Genomic DNA, 16832 nt, shown 5'->3' with positions numbered 1-16832 from the left:
TTGTAGAGGCCGACGGTCGCTGTTGCCGTGACCAAGGCCAGCTTGGCGCGGCCGAAAGTCTGGTCGGCTTTGTCCTGTCGTTCCTGCTGGGTTCCCCCGCAGGCCGTCACCGTCGCCATCACGCCAAGCATCATCGCGGCCGCGAGGGCCGTTACCATCTTCTTCATCGCTCTCTCCGGGTTGAAAACGGGACAGGCTTCCCGCTGGGGAAGCCAAAACACTCTTGGGCGATCGGTCTCGGGTCGCTGCACCGCTCGGGCTAGCTTGCCAGTAGCCATGAGCCTGCTTGGCCGCAGGGTTCGTCGGTCAGGCCCCAGTCACTGCTCCCCAGCGTGACCGGGGCCGCTCTTTCCTACTTCTTCGCCTTCTCGACGAGTTCGTCCCCCTTCGCCGTGACCCCCACGACCGTCACGTCGGGGATGCTCTCGACCTTGCGGATCTGCGCGGTGGTGCTGGCGCTCTTGCCGGCGAACAAGGCGCTGATGACCGGCAGCAGGACGCCCAGCGCGCCGACGATCACGGCGACGCCCTCCCCGATCTGGCGGACCATCTCGACGGCCTTGTCGGCATCGTCTTGCCCCATGAAGCCGAGCGCGACGGCGACCGCCACGCCGGAAGCAACTGCAGTCACGACGTGCCGAGAGACGGCCACGACCTGGTCCTTGGTAAAGCGGCCTCCGAAGAGACGGCGCAGGAGCTGGATCATCGGGCGTGCCTTTCGTAGGCGGCTGCGATCTTCGGGGCGTAGACATCCACGGCGGCGGGCCCGTTGTAGCCGGCAGCGAAGGCATGCCAGTCCTTGCGCTGCAGGGCGTCCTGCAGAGGCCGGTTCGCGAGGATGAACCGCACGAAGAGATCGAGCTGGCCGGCCTCCGTGAACGCAGCAGCCTTGAACTCGTAGGGCGTCGGGAAGCCCAGGGCGTGGTAGTGGAAGCCCATGATCTGGAAGAGACCCCAGCTGGTCGCCTGGATAGCGGCGCGCTCGTCGAGGGCCGAGGCCTCGTCGAACTGTGCCCACGCCTCCAGGCGGGTCTTGGCGGCAACCGACGGCGTCCACTGCTGGCGCGAGATATGCGGGTGCCGACCGCCGTGCGCAGCACGGTGCTGGTGGTCGTGCCGGCGCCGGTGAAGACCGTCGTGGCGTCTTCCCAGGTGGCGCCGGTCGTGACGGCCTGGAAGCGGATCTCGACGGTGCCGTTGCGGGCGCGCTCGTCGATCGCGGCAGCCCATCCGAAGGTGGTGAAGCCGGAGGCGCCCGAGGTCGCCGTGAAGCCGGTGACGTCCTCCGGCGGAGAGGTGTCGCCGCTGACGGTGACGCTCTCCTGGATGAAGGTCGAAAGCTTCTCCACCGTGTTTATGGCTGCGACCCGGACGTGATAGAAGCCCTTGGCCACATCCTCTACCGTCCAGTGGCTTTCCTGGCCGACGGTGCTACCCAGGACGTGGGTCTGATCCCAGTCCGTCACCGACTGCGGCTTCATCTCGACGCGGTAGTTCTTCAGGAAGCCGTCGGGCGACGGGTCCCAGTCGATCAGCAGCCGGCTCTTGACCCCCTGCCCCGGTCCGGTTTCGTAGGTCTCCTCGGTGACGGTTAGATTCGTCGGTGGCGCCACGGTGTTCGGATCGGGCCCGTCGGTGCCGTCGTTCGGATCGACCGGCACCTCTTCCGAGGTCGCCCAGTCGTAGACAGACGGACCGGTCTCTTCGAGCTCAAGATCCACGCCCAGCGTGTTGTCGGACGGGTCGACGGCAAAGCCGGCCTTCCGGACTTCGAAGGGCTTGTTCGTCCAACCGTACCGCGCCGACGTCCAGTAGATCGTGTCGCCGGCCTGCGCCTTCCACGCAGTGAGCTTGCAGGGCATCTTGGCCTTGGTTTCGAGCCGGCTTGCCAGCAGGTCGATCTTCGCGATGCGCTGCGCCATCGAGGCCGCTCGCGTGAAAGGCAACACGATATCGCGATAGATCGGCTCGCCATCGATCGCGGCGTAGCTGTCTGAAACCATCGGAGGAAAGTCGGTTTCCTGCCAAAAGCTGCCGGGATGGATGAATGTGCCCTTGACGGCGTTGAAGCGATCACGGCGCGAAGTCAGCGTCTGGATCTTCGGCCCGGCCCGGAGGTCATCGTCAGTGAAGGTCAGCGTCGGCGTTTGATAGATGCCCGCCAAGATGCGCCAGCGCTCACCATCGAAGGGGGCCCGGCCGTGCATGGCGGCGAGAAGGCGGCCGAACACCTCCTGCGGCTGGTCGCTCGACTTGAATGAGCCATAGGTCTCGAACCGACTTTCAGCGCCGCCGGACTCCAAATCGACCTGCTCGTCGCAGCCGTTAGCCGAGGCGATCAGCGCAGCTTCATCGATGCCTGTGGCGTAGTCGACACCGAGACCGTAGATCGGGTCGCAGAGGTAATTGGCTGCGATCAGTGCCGAATTGACCGACCAACCCGTAGTCTCGGTGCGAGGGTCATAGATATCGTTCTTGCCCTTAATGACGGCGGTGAAGTTTGGGACGCCGCTGGCGAAGGTCACACGGTCGAATTCCAAACGGTAGTAGACACGGAAGATGATCTTCGGGGTGCTGACGATGTTTCCTGCGCCATCATCCAGTGCCAGGCGAATAATGCCGCTCTTGCTGGCCCTCAATTCGGTTAGCGCGATGTCGATTTGATCGGCCGGCGCTCCGGCAACCCGGATGGTGATCCCTCGCGCCTCGATGCTGTCGGTTTCCTCAATCGACGAGACGCTGATCAGATTTCCAAAACCAAGCCAGTCATGCCCATTCCATGACAGCGTTCCGACGCCGCTCCAGATGTAAGCGGTCTCGGAAAATTCCGCCTCGAACAGGAGGATCGGCCGAACAACAGCAGCCGAGATGCCGTTCGCCATGTCTGTGGTGAGGTTGCGGCTCATGGGCGGAGGTCCTCGATCGCTTTGAGCGTCATCGGCTCATAGATGCTCGCCGGACCGATCGACCATTGCGGCGTCTCGATCAGCATGAAGCGGCCCTTGGCGGCCGTATAGGTAAGTGTCGATCCCGAAAGCGCGGCGCGAAGGGAAGGCCAGATTTCAAGGGAGGGCGAGCCGCCCAAGGTGCAATCGGCCATTACCTTGTGCAGCCAGCGGCTCGAGCCGAAGCTGATCCAGTCACCTGCGAGTAGCGTGGTGCCGCTTGTGCCGCCGGAGAGAGTGATCGTCCGGGCGCGAATGGCGCCCGTCGCTGTCACCGATCCCGCCACCGTACCGCGCGGCACCTGCCCTGCAGGATCGCCCATCGTGAAGGATCCAACCGGGCCGCGCAGGTTGGTCGCGAAGACGATCAGCGGCTCTGCGTGTTTCCTCTCCATCGGATCATAGGAAAACTCCATTTCCCAGCGTTCGCCCGGCCACTCGTAGACCTGCGGCACGAGCGAGCTGGGCGCGACATTCATGCCGACAACGCCGCGCGGGCGGATCGTCACTTCAGAAGGCCCGCGAAGCGTCGGGAACGCCAGTGGAAACGATATCGCCATTATCTGAACACCGACTTGAGACCGCCACGCTTGCGCTCGCTCACGATGCCGTCACGAGCACCCTGCTCGGCGGCCTTCTTCACGCCACGGAGTCCGGAGGCAAATTGCTGGGTCGTGACGAACTCACCGACGTGGACTGTCTGGTTCACGATCACGGTGGTGCTTTCGCTGGCGGCCCCGCCTCCACCGTGCATCTGGACTCCGAGCTTGCCGTCGGGGCCGCGCGTCAGCGGCATGATCGCCTCTGGCCCGGCCTCGCCCATGACGCCGGTTCGCCCGCGCGACATGGCAAAGGTCGTCGCGCCGTCGACAATGCCGCCAGCAGCGAACGGAATGACGTTGCCAGCCTGAAACGCGGCGCCCTGAGCGAAAGTGAAGCCTGATCCGGCGGAGGCCCCACCACCGCCGCCGAAGATCGAGCCGATGAGCCCGCTGAGGAAGCCACCACCGCCCCCGCCAGATCCGCCAAAGGCCTGATCGAAGAGCTTGTTCGCCGCCATTTCGAGCAACTTGTCGCTGATCTTCTGCAGGGCGTTCAGGCCGGCATTGCCGAAGGCTTCCCAGACAGTTTGCCCCTGCCGCAGTCCCTGGTTCAGATCGGCGAAGAAGCCCTTGAACGTCGCCCGCTCGAAGTCGGCCCACTCCTTGGCCTGGCGCGTCTTTTCGGCGGCTGCAGCCTGAGCGGCGGCGATTTCGTGGATCTTGGCTTTATACTCGTCAAAGAGCACCACGCCGTCGGCCGTGGCCTTGTTCAGCAGTTCCTTCTCGATGCGATAGGCCATGGCGGCCTCGGTCGACATGTAGAGCGTCTCGCGCTCGATCTCCTGAGCGGCGATGAACTCGTTCGACTTCTTGACGGCATCGTCCATGAACTTCGCGGACTTGAACGCCGCATCGGCCTCGGCCATCGCCCCTGCGAGCGCCTTCACTTGCTCGATCTGGGCCGGGCTGAGTTGCAGCCCCGCGGTCGCGGCCTTGTTCAGCAGCTCCTGCTCGTGGACGAGGCGCGCGGCCGCGCCGACCGCCATGCCTACGGCCTCGGTCTCCGCCTTCTTCGCAGCGATGTAGTTCTGGGCGCCTTGGATCAGCTTGGCGTAGGGATCGTCCGCGCCGCCCCGGCCTGCCTTGTCCTTGTCGGGAGGAGGTGGATCATCGTGATAGGGACGGCGGCCGAGGTTGTTGGTCAGGTAGCCGCCGAAGTCGCCGAGGTAGTTGGCCGATAGCTCTTTCTGCTGCTGGGCGCCGCGGGCCGCCGCCGCCCCCGAGAGTCGCGAGGCGGCAGGGTTGTCCAATTCCTTGAGCGGGCCACCGGTGCCAACGGGGTCGATCGAGACGCCCGGCAGTTTGTTCGCAATCGCGATGACCTCGTTTATGCCCTTGGCCGCCGCCGAGACCATCTCGTTGATGCTTCGGATTGCTGCATTCACGGCGCCAACCAAGGCCGCGCTTATCACGTCGCCGATGTTGCTGAAGAGGAACTTGATGTCGCCGTAGGCAGCCACGAATGCGCCGATCAGGAAGTTGACGCTGTTCTTGACGATCTCGAAGAGGCCGACGCCGAAGACTTCTTCGAACGCTGCGGAGATCAAATTCAACGCGGCCAGCACCGGCCCGCCGAGGAGGACGGAGACCGTCTTGATGTTCTCGATGAGCCAATTGAAGCCCTCGACGAGAGCTGTCACCCCTTGCACCGCCAACGTGAGGGCCGCGAACAGCACGCGGCCGATCAGCTGGACGAAGCCGGTAAAGGCCGGGTTCTCGATCGCGATCGTCAGATCCTCGATCGCGTTCCGAAGCGGCGTCGCGGCCTCTTTCCCGAGGTCGAAGGTCTCGGTCCACGTCTTGCTCAGATCGCCGAACGCCTTGTCGATGGATTCGGTCTCCTTGATGAAGGACCGAATACTGAGGACAGAAGCCAGCGCGCCGGCTGCGGCGCCCGCCAACTTGTAGGCACCCGTCATTCTCAAGACGGATGCCGCCAGTGCAATGTTGTCGTTGGCCGCTACGCGCGCCGCTGCTGCGGCCGCCGTGGTCGCAACGGTGTGAGCACTGACCACACGCTCTGCGGCGGCCGTGACGGCGGTGTGCTTGCGCTGCACTTCCTTGGCTCGCTCGGAGCCGGAGGATCGGATCTGAAACGTGATGCCGAGCGGCTCGTCCGTCTTGGGGTGCTTGAGTTCGAGCGCGAAGAGCTGCTCGTAATCGACGAGGTTCGAAATATCCAAGGGTCACCTGATGGGTTGCCGGGATGCCGGGTGGGGCCGCCGAGCCCCGGCGGGAACGGCGGCCCCTCTCTCGCGAGAGATGGCTACAACGTCACGCCGGTGTCGTTGATCTGGAGGTCGAGCACGGTGGTCGAGAGCGCCACGCCGAGGATGATGACGTCGTCCCCGCTGGCGACATCGGCCAGCGGCGCGATGCCGCCGGGCGTACTGGAGACGCCATAGACGACGCCGGCCGTGAGAACTGCGTTGAGCGTAACCGGCCCTTTCTTCACGATCGAGACGGGCTGCCCGGCTGCCCCACCATTGAGCGTGATGCCCAGTACGGTTCGCACGCCGGGCGTGCCGCTGTCGTTGTCCGACAGCTTGAGCCGGAAGTCGGCGTTGTCCTTGTAGACCACCTGCCCCGCAACGAGCGTGGCCCCGGCCTTCTCGCCGTGTTCCACGAGGGCGGTGGCGCCCGCCAGCACCGAGGCGGCCGTGATTGAGAGATCGGCCATTGGATTGGCTCCCTTCGTTCGTCGTCAGCCGCTAGGCCGCGACCTTCACGACGTTCGAGTTTCGGGCGATGTTGACCTGGAAAAACCGGATCGTGTTGGCTTCGCCTCCGGTCTCGCGGGCGGAAACCACGAGGCCTGCGAAGAGGCGTTCCGCGCCGGACGGGAACTCCACGCGGAAGGCATAGTCGGAGTTCTGGCCCTCGGCCGCGATGCACGCGAGCTGGCCGGGGTCGGTCTCCTTGATGACGAAGCGGTTCTCCATCGTGACGACCTGGCGAGTGCCCTTCATCGCTTTGTCGCGATTGCGGTTGATCAGCGACGTGGTGATCAGGTTGGGCTCTTCGCCGAGATCGCCCATCTGCTGCCAGAGATCGACCTCGACCCAGGTCTGGCCGCTGAAATCGGACTGAACGAAATCGGCGGCCTGGTCGGCCATGACGCCACCGATGTAGAAGCGGGAACCCGCTACGACAGGATACAGGGCCATTGCGGCCTCCTTTGCTGCTGTGATGCGCCTTGCCCAAGGGCTGGTGGATATGCGGAGGCTCTACTCCGGCTTGATGAGCGCCGGCTTGATGGTGACGGCACCCGTCAGCACGGTTGAGATCACTCCGCCGTCGTCGACCTCGGCCTCGTGGTAGTAGCTGCCCTCCAGCGCGAGGGTGTCCGCAGGATTGATCGCCACGTCGAAGCGGCCCGCGGGCCCGTCGACAATCGTGATGCCGGCGCCGACTGCCTTGGCAATGATCGGCTCCGCGTCCTCTGCCGATTCCGCAAGCTGCCAGCGGATCGTGGTGCCGGTGATCGGAACGACGACACCGGCCGGCGTCTTGACCGTCACCTGAAGGACCTTCGTGTCGCCCTGGTACATGGTGAAATCAGGCATCGATCCCTCACAGTGCAGACGGGCCGGGGCGGATCGCGATCATCGCGGTGCGGATCGATACGACACCATCGGCGCCGATGACGACGTCTTCCATGACGGCCTGAAGCGCCACGCGGCGCGGCGGGCTGACATAGTCCGTGACCGTGCCTGTACCGGTGAACCCCAGCGCCGCCAGTCCGGCGTCGAGCGCGCCGTCGACGATGACCCTGCCGATGCCGGCTGATGTCAGCGCGAATAGCGTCGCATCCAGCGTGCCGCGGGTTAGAACCTTGCCGGTGGCAATGGCGGTGACGGCACCCAGCGTCGTGCCGAGCGATCCCCTGATATCGACTCGTCCCGTGCTGGCCGCGGTGAGTGCGGCGAGCGTGGTGTTGAGCGCAGCTCCGATGATGACTTTGCCGCTGGCCGATAGCGTCGCGGCGCCGAGCGTGGTGTTGAGCGCGCCCGTCGAGACTGTATCGCCGACCTCGCTCGATGCCGACAGCGTCAGTGCGCCAAGCGTCTGCGCCAGCGATCCCTTGACCAGCAGCCCGGCAGTTGCCGAAACCGTGAGCGTGCCCAGCGTGGCGTCAAGACTGCCCTTGACCGTGACGGTGCCGGTCGCGGCCAAGGTCGCGGTGCCGAGGGTCTGCGACAGTGCCCCGGCGATGAGGTTCTGACCCGTCGCGGAGAGCGTCAGCGCGCCGAGTGTCGCCGTCAGCGTGCCTTCGATCTCCACGGCGCCAGCGGCGTTGAGCGCGGCCGCATCCAGCGTGATCGCGGCCTGGCCCTGAGCCGGGACGACGCCCGCGGCCGCCAGGGTCAGATCGTCGAGCGTGACCGCAAGGCTGCCCTCGGCGACGCCGTCCTCGACTTCGCCAGACGCAGCCAGCACGACCGCGCCAAGAGTGACGTCGAGCGCACCTTCGATGAGCACGACGCCGGTAGCAGCCAACGTCGCATCGCCCAGCGTCACCGCCAGTTCGCCGGTGTGCGTGGTCTCGGTTACAGCACCTTCGGCCGCAAGGGTTGCCGCACCCAAAGTAGCAGCCAGCGTGCCGGCCGCAGGAACGATACCGGACGCCACCAGCGAGGCGGCCCCCAGCGTCGCGTCGAGGGCGCCCTCGTGGACGGTGTCGAAGACCTCGCCTTCACCGGCCAGGGTGACGGCGTCCAGCGTGATTGCCGCAGCGCCCTGGACCGGCGAGACGCCTGTGGCGGCCAGCGTCGCCGCGCCGAGGGTGATCGCAGCCGTCCCGGAAGCCAACGCCGCAGCGCTCGCGGAGAGAGTGGCGGCGTCGAGCGTGACGTCGAGCGCGCCGGGGATGACGGTATCGGTGACGGCGCCTTCGCCGGCCAAGGTCGCCGCATCGAGCGTAATGCCGGCGGTGCCTTCGACGAGGACAGCACCCGTGGCCGCGGCGGTGAGCGCGCCCAGCGTGACGTCAAGAGCCCCTTCGGCGCCCGACTCGGTGACCTCGCCTTCGGCGGATAGGGTCGCCGCGCCGAGCGTCGAGGAAAGCGTGCCTTGCGCGAGTAGCTTGCCAGTGCCGGCGAGGGTCGCTGCGCCGAGCGTCTGGCTCGTTGTGCCGGTGATCGTGTCCAGCAGGCGCTGGAAAAGCGAGGAAAGAACACCACCGGCAGTGGTGCCAGACGAAACCGTGACATTGGCGCCGCCGAGGGCGACACCGAGGCGAACCGTGCCGGCATCAGAATAGTCGCCGGCCGGGCTCATCGTCAGCGATGCAGCGCCGCTGCCGGACGTGCCGAAATCGTCGCCGTAGGCGAGTACGATGCCGTCCATCCCGGAGGCTGTGACGCTCTGATTCGAGATCGTCGAGACGGACGCCACGACGTTGACGCTGGATGGCGCGATGAACTTACTGCCGGATGGCGCTTCCCAGACCACCACGGCCTTGTTGCAGGTCACACCAACGGCCATACCGGTCAGCGTGGTCTCGCTGCCGACGAGATCCTTGTAGTAGACGCTATGCCGAACCGCGAAGCCGCCGCCGGCTGCGGTGTTGGTTGCCAGCAAGGTGAAGCCGGACGGCGCCACGGCGGTCGGTGGCGTCCCGCCACTGGCAACGGCACTATCGAAGAAGAATGCGCGCTGCCCGGCCGCGATGCCGCCCGGCAATGAAACGGTTGTCGAGTTCGTTGAAGTATTGGCGCCGACAAGTTCTGGGGTGGCCATTGTCCGCTACCTTGCTTAGGCCGGTTGCAGCTTTGCCTTCACCGCCTGGCCAAGAGCGTTGAGATTGCCATAGGTATCGGCCAGCCCGTAGGCCGCCTCGCCGCCGGCAAGGTGCGGCTCGTCAAGCAGCTCGTAGATGTAGGTTGCGACGATCTTCTTCGAAGCCGCGCGCGCCTCGATTGCCGCCATCATGTCGAGCAGGGTCTGCGGGCTCGACGTCGACAGGTGCCCGTCCTGCTGGTTCATCTCGGTGATGGCGATCGGCTTGCCGTATCCGGCCAGTCGCGTGAGATACAACTCGGCGCCGGCGTCGATCTCGGAAGCCGGGGTGCCGGGGCTGATGTAGATGTGCCACGTCGTGATGTCCCAAGGGACGCGGTCGCGCTTCAGCAGGTCGAGAAAGCCGAAGCTGCGGCCAGACATGCCGACACCCACGGGCTGCGACGACTTCGACTTGAAGCCGGCATACATGCCCTTGATGGCGCCGCGACAGAGCACGTACTTCGCCGGGTCAAAATGGCTCATGCTCTCGCCGGTATTGCCGGGGATGCCGCAGAACTGGTCGAGCTCGTTCGTCGCTTCCCACGTCATCTGCGGGAAAGCCGTCGCCAGTGCGCGGGCCTGCGCGTAGCCCCAGTTGTAGGCGTTCGTCTCGGTATTGCTGGCGGCCGCGTTCGGCACCAGGACGGGCATAACGCCGATCCCATGCGGCGCCGCGGCGGCGATCAAGCCGGCGAGATAGCTGATCGTGGCCGCGCCGCCGTCATAGATGTCGACACGGATGCTTCGCAGGCCCATCGATGCCGCCAGCGCCAGCACGCCGGGCTGGCCGAGGTTGGCATAGCTCTTGTGGATGTTGACGCCCCACGCCATCGGCGCGGACTGGGCAACAGCCGGGAGCGACGGCGCGCAACCGGCGATGATGGCGGCAGCGCCGCCACCAAGAAGGAGCCTGCGGCGGAGCATCTTCAGCTGTTCGCGTCGGTCAGCGTGAACGCCGTGATGCTCACCGTCTGCCCGGCAACGATGGTCGTGTTGTCGAGCGACAGATCGCCGGAACCCTGCCCGACGGTGCCCTGCAGGTGCACGGTGCCGCCGGACGCCTTGATGCGGAAATGCGCCGCGGTGCCGCTGGCATCGGCCGAGGTGTCCTGCCACGGCCCGTTGGCGATGGCCTTAGCGCCGGACGAAGCCGCCGCCATCCAGTCCGACGGCAGCGTAAAAGTCGCCAGCACGGTGCCGGAATCCGAGGCAGCACAGCTCGCCGGAGCGGCGCCGGTGCGGATTTCCAGGGTCGGGGTCGTACCGATCGTGGTCTCGATGGCATCGAGACGGGCGTTGCGCGCGGCAACGCTGAGCTGAACAGCCATGGTGGTTCCTTTCTAGGACGCGATGAAGATGTGAAAACGAGCGGCTACGCGAAGCACTCGTACTGAATGCTCACAGGGACATCCCAGGAGCCGTCCGATCTCAGCGCGCCCGCGATGCTGGGGGCTTGTGTGATCCGGACCTGCACGTCCTCGATTTCGAGGAGGAGGTCCGCCGGGAAATGCGCAGCGACCTCGCCGGCCGCCTTGGTGGCGACGGCGTGGCCCGTGTTCAGTTCGGCAACGACGGTCAGCTGCAGGATGCCTTGCCTGAGGTGCGGGCCGGATCCCTTGATGACGATGCGGACGTTGCGGTTCGGGAAGTGCTGGACTCCCAGATAGGTTGCCGGCTTCGGTCGGGGTGAGCCGCCTTCCGCCTTGCCGGGGAAGTCCAGATTTGGAAAAGCTACCGGAAGCGCCGGCGTCAATTCCAGTGTCGCGACGCGCGCGAAAAGCGCATCTTCGATCTTCTCCTCAACGGTCATGGGTTAGCCTTTCGACATGCCGGAACCGCTGTCTGATCTCGAGGTGCAGGACGTCCTGCACCGCATGGTCTTCGATCTTCAGTCGCTGAGCGGGGAGACGACCGACGGCGACTTCGCCCTGAAGACGGCGCGCGCGGCCTTGCTGTGCCTCATGTCGGCGCTGATCACTTTGACCGAGAAGCCACCGATGCCTTCGCCGCCCGAACAGCATTAGCGACGTGCTGCGGCCAGTTCTGGACAGAGAGGCCAACCATGCGAGCGCCCGGTCTTCCGTGCGTCCCATATTCTACGTGCGCCGAGTAAGCCGCCACGAAGCCGGCATAGTAAGTGTCGCCGAGTTTCATGCTGTTGATGACTAGGCTGTAGTTGGTCGGCGGCGGAAAGCTGTTCTTCCCGGCGCCTTTTGGTGGATAGGCGTCAGGGTCGATCTGTGGCGGCTCGACCAGCGACGCCGTGAACGAGGCCCGCAGGAAGCCGGTGATCACGTGCGGTGACGTGCCGGACATCCTGTCGATGATCTCCTTCGACACCGCCAGCGCCGACGCCTTGAACACCGCCTCCTGACGCGCCTTCGTCTCCATTACCCACTTGTCGATAGCTCCGGCAAAGGTGTTGGCCACGGCCTTATTCCAGGTTCGCAAAGAAATCGATGCGATAATGCAGGGTGCAGCGGCAGTTGATTACCTCTTCCGCCGCGCCGTCGGAATCGCCCGGATAGAGTAGGCCATTTGCGAAGCGCTCCGTGAGCCCTACCGATTCGCCGTTAAGCTCTGCATGCGTGTCGCGGGTGCGTTTGTCCCTCGTCGCGATCCATACCTTTCGGACATCCTGTGCGCGGACGCTGCCCGCCGTCCAGTCCGGGTCGTTGCCTTCCGTCTTTGGCGTGGCGCCCAAGTCCCAGCCACGCATCCAACGCTTTACTGGCGGCACGGCGTCTACGACTTGGCACCAGCCACGCTGGAACAGCAGCCCGGCCGCCGGCCTGATCTTCCAGTTGCCGCCGAGGAGGCGCTCGCGCTCGACCGTCGGCTGCGCCATCAGGTTGGCGAGGTAGCCGGGATCGGCCGCCATCAGCAGCGCGTTGTCGCTCAGCTTGGCCGGGATGAACGTTACCGACTTCGGCGGGATCGGCTGTCCGTCGAGCGGGTTGACGTGGTGTGCAAGCTCCTGCGGGCTGTCGGCCCAGATGATCGCGTCGCCGATCCGGATGAACCAGCGAAGGACGCCCGCCCGCTCCGGAATTGCGAAGCCGGTCTCCTGATCAATCCACCAGGAGATGAACTCGGCGACCCAGCTATCCGCGTCGGGATTGCAGGTCGCCCGCATGTAGGGGCGGACACCGCACATCGATCGATTGCGGCTCAGCAGGTACCAGAACTGCTTGGCGGTGAAGTGCGTCAGCTCGTCGAAGCAGATCAGCGGGATTTGCGATCCCTGCCAATTGTAGATCGTCTTCTCGTGCTCGAGATGGGCGAACGAGACGCCCGCCCCAGAGGGAAACGTCCAGCTCAGGTCCGGTGCCGATCGTGGCGCCGCGTTCAGGTGCGGGTAGAGCTTCTCGCTCTCGTCCCACAGGCCGCCTTCGTTTCGGACCTGCGTCAGGTTGCGACGGAAGAACACCGCGCCGAACTGTGGGTTCGCCACGTGGCGCAACGGCTCCATGAGGAGCGCCCATGTCTTGCCGCCGCCGGCAGCGCCGCCATAGATGGCGATGTCAGCGGGCGAGCCCAGAAACGTTGTCTGCGGGCCCGGCTGCGGCCGGATGATCGTCGGGGCAACCTGCCCCTGCTCAGCTCCTGCCATTGTCGGGCAACTGGAAGATCGTCACCGGGGCCGTCGGCGCCGGTAGGTCCTTCCCGTCCTTGCCGGTCAGCTCTGCCCGTGTCGGGGCGTGGCTGCCCTGCATCTTGTTCGCCTCGGCGATCGCGCTCACAGCGACGCGGGGATCGTCGTTGGCCGTCTTCTGGGCGATCTCGGCCAGCATCTTGAGGCGCGCTGCGGCGTCCCATTCGGCTTTCTCGGAAACGCGCGCCACGATCTCGGCAACACGTTGACCGATGTTCGCTTTTGTTGACAGGCGTGACGCACAGGATCGGCTATCCCTGTATCCAGCGGAGACGTAGGCCTCAGACGCTGGCTTACCGGCGGCAAGCGCCTGCGCGAACGCTTCGTGTCGAGCGTTCTTCAATGCAGGCATTGTGCCTCCGGTCTATTTCCAGCCCTCTCGCCTACGCCGCATCCACAGATGCAGGCCATAGCCCGCGGCACTGCCTATGAGCGCGCCTGCAAGGATGCCTATGTCGGACCAGTCCATGGGCGGGACCTCAGAAATAGAAACGCCCGCGAGGGAGAGTTCCCTGCGGGCGCAACTGATCATGCGGAGAGTGTGTCAAGTCGCTATCCGTGTCAATACCTAGTGGTCCCGGGCACTGTCTCAGTTTGAAATTCCCGAACCGTTTGTTTCGGATTTCCAGCCGCACTTGGAATTGCAGCACTCCCACTGCTGAACGCCATCGGCCCTTTCGTACCTAGCGATCAAGCTCCAGCACTTAGGGCACGAGACCCTAGGCCGGGTGGTGGGCCGAGGAGGGCTCGGCGGCGGCGGGTTGGATTCAGTTGTTCGGCCGCCTTGCTCTCGATGCCGGATATAGAACCCGGCAGCGACGGCCGCGCCGATGGCGAGCCAGAAGCGAAGTTCGCCCATTGAGCGATCAACTCCGCCGTGGTGGGAGCAAGCGCCCGGCCGGCCAATGGAAGAGGACATCCGGCCGTCTCGGCATGTCGGCCCAGGCAGCACGAAGCCCAAGCCGATGAACAGAATCAGAAAAGCCGCTGCGCCGCCCAGAATGGGTTTAAGCATGTCCTTCCCGCCGTTGCGCGGTCTTCTTGTAGGGACCGCGCGGGCCTGACTTCGGAGCCGCAGCGTCGATCAGCGCCACGACATTGTCCATGGTCCACAGCGTCTTGGACACGCCAGCCGCCATAGCCGGAGCCATCTTCACCGCCTTGTTGATCCGGACGAAGTTGTACCAGACCGTGTAGATTGCAACCATATGGCAATGGTTTTCGAACTTCTTGCTGTGGGCGTTCGTGAGGCGGGTGTAGCGGCGCATGTGCATCCGCATCGACAGATTGGACCGCTCGACGTGCGAGGTTGAGATATCTGCCTTGGCCGGGCGGCCGGTGACGATGTCTTTCCGGAAGCCAATGCACTCGGCCGGGGAGTAGCGGGCCTCTGTCTTGGGGCCTTCGCCGTACAGCTTCACCAGCATGGCGTAGTCGATATCAGCGCCGAAGGCCTCTTCCACGGCCTGCAGATAGGCCTTGTGGCCGTCTGTCGTGAGCTGCACTCGGTTCGCCAGCCGGCCGCGCAGATCGTCCATAAATTCCAGCGCGTATTCGCTGTCACGGCCGCCGACCAGATAAGACAGGATCATCTTGCTATCGCTATCGAGGGCGGTCCAAGTCCACACGTCGCCGGCACGCTCCGGGGCGGCCTTCGCCTTCGCGACGTTCTTCGCCTTGGCGTAGCAGAACGACCAAATCTCGTCGCACTGGACCCGCTTGGTCGTCACGCCGCGCACGTTCTCGTCATGGAAGCGGGCGCAGGCCAATCCGGCATCGATCAGCAGCTTGGTCACGGTGTTGATGCTCACGTCCGCCAGCCGGGAGATCGCCCGCATCGACATGCCTTCGCAGAGCATTCCGAGGATTTGGGCGCGCTGGGCGGTTGAGAGCTTGTTCATGGCTCTCAATATAGACTTTTTGCTTAATCGCTCAAGCATAATGTTCATATTCTTTTCGTTAGAAACCTCGGAGAATACCTCCCGCATTAAGGGTGGACACGCTGATATGCGTGCAGCGGAATGCACCGCTGCTGTTTCGGCATTTCACCTTTCGGGCTGTTGGCTTATATGGCAACAATACAAGAATTGAGGTTAAGCGGAAAGCTGATTCCATATGAGACGGAATTGGACATTGAGGAATTTGCGGAGCGCTGGGTATCTTTCACCCCGTCCGGACTGAAGTGGTTTCAGGATGTACTGCCCGGGGAGGTGGCATACGGCAGCCGAGTGTCGCCGCGAGAACAGGTAGAGGAAATATTTCACGATTACATTATCGGACGAGTCATGCAGTACGCGGAAAGTCGTAAGCGCCTGGAGCCTGATGCTTCTTTCGTTTGGGAGTTCATTACATCTCATGTTCGTATTTTTGGCTGGCTTCCTCGTAAGCGGCATTTCGTCGTGGTTAATGGGCAGATGAAGCGTCACCTTCAAAAGAAGGCCTTCTATACGCCGTTCATTCTGGAGGTGGTTAGCGTTAGAGACGACCTCGATCTTGATGAGCCAAAGCAACTTGAAGGAATTAGGCCCAATGAAATCTGTTAAGCCTTCAAGCGACAAGCGCCGGCGCACCTACACTCGACTTGTTGGAGAAATCAGCCACGCACTGAATCAAGCCTTGGTAGAGGAGCACGAGGACCGCAATCTCACGCGCGCGCAGATGGCTGCGGCCTTGGGATGGAATCGTGCGTCGATCACCAAATTGCTTTCTGGCTCCCGCAATATGACCCTTGAAACGCTAGCCGACCTCGCTTTTGCGTTGGACCGACCAATCCGCGTGTCATTGCCTTCTCGCGCAAGGCGCACGAACAAACGTGTCGGCAACCCGGATGCGAGCGACTCTGGGAGTCGCTTTGATGCGGCGTCAGCCAAGCCTCTGGAGGCTCAGCCAGCATGAGGCCGCCGGTTATTGCTTTGGCGCTGTTTTGTGATTCAATCCGCCGAGAGATAGGCGGCATCGACAGCCTGGTTGGTATCTTGCCCGACAGTGTCGCGCTGGAGGAAATACCTGGCATGGTTCCGAGGATCGCCTTCTACTTACGCTTGCAGATCGACCCGAAGATTGATCCAAATCCAATGGAAATCACGATTCGAATGCTGGACGGATCTAGAGAGTCTTTAGGGCAGATAGATGCTGCGGTGGTCAATCGCGCAAGAGAGCTTGCCGCCGACAAGCCCTACGCTGGAGTAATCGTTCGCAGCCATCTCGCGCCAGTTGCTGTAGCGGCGCCGGGACGTATTGAAGCCTACTTGAGCACAGGTGTCGGCGAGGAGATATTGTGCGCGCACCTCACTTTTTTGAGGCAAGAAGGCGCCGATTCTAAAGCTAGCTCTTCTTCCACCGAGCCGACGCAGCAGCTTGAGCGATCCTCTTCCGCTCCTCAGGCGAAAGAGAAGAAGCCCGGGCCTTCCCGCCCTTCGCGCCGCCGAGCTTCCCCAAAGCAACGGCCGTAGGGTTCTTCCCGGCGCTGGGGTCGGTTTCCTGCTCTTCCCCCGTCGCGATCCGCATCACCTTGACGGCGTTGCCGATCACGTCGGCGGGGCGCTTCTGGCCTTTGGGTCCGGTGGGCATGGCTACTCCTCGGAATCAAGTTCGGCCCGGAGCTTGCTCTTAAACTCGGGAGAAAAAACGCCGGCTTTCAGCGCCTTGGAAAAGAGGAAAAAGAAATCAATCTCGGAAATATCTAGCGGCCGAAGCGCCATCTTTTCATTGGGCCACCAAGAAAACCGAACCGCCTCTAGGGCATCGCCCTTCAGCCTAAGAAGTTCGATTCTAGCGCTGCCTTCGCGCGCCTCCTTGAGCAAATCTGCGTAGTCTGTGGAGCGCATGCCTTCCTCCAGTATGTCG

General features: G+C 63.8%; 20 protein-coding genes. 4 read left to right on the top strand and 16 right to left on the bottom strand.

What is annotated here, in order from left to right:
- Positions 1-352 precede the first annotated feature (352 nt).
- The 11 genes from ACT6UX_RS08480 to ACT6UX_RS08430 form a co-directional block, all read right to left on the bottom strand.
- Positions 353-706: a hypothetical protein gene (locus ACT6UX_RS08480; RefSeq protein WP_444774707.1), complete on the bottom strand. Its 354-nt coding sequence runs from the start codon at positions 704-706 to the stop codon at positions 353-355.
- Entirely contained in the window at positions 703-1230 is a 528-nt protein-coding gene (locus ACT6UX_RS08475) for an N-acetylmuramidase domain-containing protein (protein WP_444774706.1), read from the bottom strand. The genes ACT6UX_RS08480 and ACT6UX_RS08475 overlap by 4 nt, the downstream gene beginning before the upstream one ends.
- A gap of 1672 nt (positions 1231-2902) precedes the next feature.
- On the bottom strand, positions 2903-3454 hold the full coding sequence (locus tag ACT6UX_RS08470) for a hypothetical protein (protein ID WP_444774705.1): 552 nt from the start codon (positions 3452-3454) through the stop codon (positions 2903-2905).
- 50 nt (positions 3455-3504) lie between these two features.
- On the bottom strand, positions 3505-5730 hold the full coding sequence (locus ACT6UX_RS08465; protein WP_444774704.1) for a phage tail tape measure protein: 2226 nt from the start codon (positions 5728-5730) through the stop codon (positions 3505-3507).
- Positions 5731-5813: 83 nt separating this feature from the next.
- Positions 5814-6227 (bottom strand): hypothetical protein, encoded by a 414-nt coding sequence (locus tag ACT6UX_RS08460; RefSeq protein WP_444774703.1) that lies wholly within the window; start codon positions 6225-6227, stop codon positions 5814-5816.
- A gap of 31 nt (positions 6228-6258) precedes the next feature.
- The gene (locus ACT6UX_RS08455) at positions 6259-6714 is read right to left on the bottom strand and encodes a hypothetical protein (protein WP_444774702.1); all 456 of its coding nucleotides are present in this window, start codon (positions 6712-6714) and stop codon (positions 6259-6261) included.
- A gap of 60 nt (positions 6715-6774) precedes the next feature.
- Entirely contained in the window at positions 6775-7113 is a 339-nt protein-coding gene (locus tag ACT6UX_RS08450) for a hypothetical protein (protein WP_444774701.1), read from the bottom strand.
- A gap of 7 nt (positions 7114-7120) precedes the next feature.
- Positions 7121-9289, bottom strand: a complete 2169-nt coding sequence (locus ACT6UX_RS08445) for a beta strand repeat-containing protein (protein ID WP_444774700.1) — start codon at positions 9287-9289, stop codon at positions 7121-7123.
- A 15-nt stretch (positions 9290-9304) separates the two neighbouring features.
- Positions 9305-10255 carry a hypothetical protein gene (locus ACT6UX_RS08440; protein ID WP_444774699.1) on the bottom strand — a complete coding sequence of 317 codons (951 nt, stop codon included), beginning with the start codon at positions 10253-10255 and terminating at the stop codon, positions 9305-9307.
- Between the two features lie 2 nt (positions 10256-10257).
- Positions 10258-10659 (bottom strand): hypothetical protein, encoded by a 402-nt coding sequence (locus ACT6UX_RS08435; RefSeq protein ID WP_444774698.1) that lies wholly within the window; start codon positions 10657-10659, stop codon positions 10258-10260.
- A 44-nt stretch (positions 10660-10703) separates the two neighbouring features.
- On the bottom strand, positions 10704-11141 hold the full coding sequence (locus ACT6UX_RS08430; protein WP_444774697.1) for a phage tail terminator-like protein: 438 nt from the start codon (positions 11139-11141) through the stop codon (positions 10704-10706).
- A gap of 16 nt (positions 11142-11157) precedes the next feature.
- On the opposite strand from ACT6UX_RS08430, the gene ACT6UX_RS08425 reads away from it, so the two are divergent.
- Positions 11158-11355 carry a hypothetical protein gene (locus ACT6UX_RS08425; protein WP_444774696.1) on the top strand — a complete coding sequence of 66 codons (198 nt, stop codon included), beginning with the start codon at positions 11158-11160 and terminating at the stop codon, positions 11353-11355.
- Here ACT6UX_RS08425 and ACT6UX_RS08420 read toward each other — a convergent pair.
- From ACT6UX_RS08420 to ACT6UX_RS08405, 4 genes are all read right to left on the bottom strand, one after another.
- Positions 11306-11761 carry a hypothetical protein gene (locus ACT6UX_RS08420; protein WP_444774695.1) on the bottom strand — a complete coding sequence of 152 codons (456 nt, stop codon included), beginning with the start codon at positions 11759-11761 and terminating at the stop codon, positions 11306-11308. The genes ACT6UX_RS08425 and ACT6UX_RS08420 overlap by 50 nt on opposite strands.
- Before the next feature lie 4 nt (positions 11762-11765).
- Positions 11766-12944, bottom strand: a complete 1179-nt coding sequence (locus ACT6UX_RS08415; RefSeq protein ID WP_444774694.1) for a terminase large subunit domain-containing protein — start codon at positions 12942-12944, stop codon at positions 11766-11768.
- Positions 12931-13338: a hypothetical protein gene (locus ACT6UX_RS08410; RefSeq protein WP_444774693.1), complete on the bottom strand. Its 408-nt coding sequence runs from the start codon at positions 13336-13338 to the stop codon at positions 12931-12933. The genes ACT6UX_RS08415 and ACT6UX_RS08410 overlap by 14 nt, the downstream gene beginning before the upstream one ends.
- 655 nt (positions 13339-13993) lie before the next feature.
- A complete protein-coding gene (locus tag ACT6UX_RS08405) occupies positions 13994-14887 on the bottom strand; it encodes an IS1 family transposase (RefSeq protein WP_444774692.1) in 894 nt (297 codons plus the stop codon).
- 225 nt (positions 14888-15112) lie between these two features.
- Between ACT6UX_RS08405 and ACT6UX_RS08400 the strand changes: the two genes are divergently transcribed.
- Genes ACT6UX_RS08400 through ACT6UX_RS08390 form a run of 3 tightly spaced genes read left to right on the top strand, consistent with a single transcriptional unit; the run spans position 15113 to position 16438 of the window.
- Positions 15113-15529 carry a hypothetical protein gene (locus tag ACT6UX_RS08400; protein ID WP_444774691.1) on the top strand — a complete coding sequence of 139 codons (417 nt, stop codon included), beginning with the start codon at positions 15113-15115 and terminating at the stop codon, positions 15527-15529.
- Positions 15516-15881: a helix-turn-helix transcriptional regulator gene (locus tag ACT6UX_RS08395; RefSeq protein WP_444774690.1), complete on the top strand. Its 366-nt coding sequence runs from the start codon at positions 15516-15518 to the stop codon at positions 15879-15881. Before ACT6UX_RS08400 ends, ACT6UX_RS08395 begins: the two co-directional genes overlap by 14 nt.
- Positions 15878-16438, top strand: coding sequence for a hypothetical protein (locus ACT6UX_RS08390; protein WP_444774689.1), 561 nt, complete (start codon positions 15878-15880; stop codon positions 16436-16438). Before ACT6UX_RS08395 ends, ACT6UX_RS08390 begins: the two co-directional genes overlap by 4 nt.
- Before the next feature lie 120 nt (positions 16439-16558).
- Here the strand turns inward: ACT6UX_RS08390 and ACT6UX_RS08385 are convergent, their stop codons facing one another.
- On the bottom strand, positions 16559-16813 hold the full coding sequence (locus ACT6UX_RS08385) for a hypothetical protein (RefSeq protein WP_444774688.1): 255 nt from the start codon (positions 16811-16813) through the stop codon (positions 16559-16561).
- Between the last annotated feature and the right edge of the window lie 19 nt (positions 16814-16832).

The organism is Reyranella sp. (assembly GCF_052439685.1).
Classification (GTDB): Bacteria; Pseudomonadota; Alphaproteobacteria; order Reyranellales; family Reyranellaceae; genus Reyranella.
This window is presented reverse-complemented; position numbering and strand designations above follow the sequence as displayed.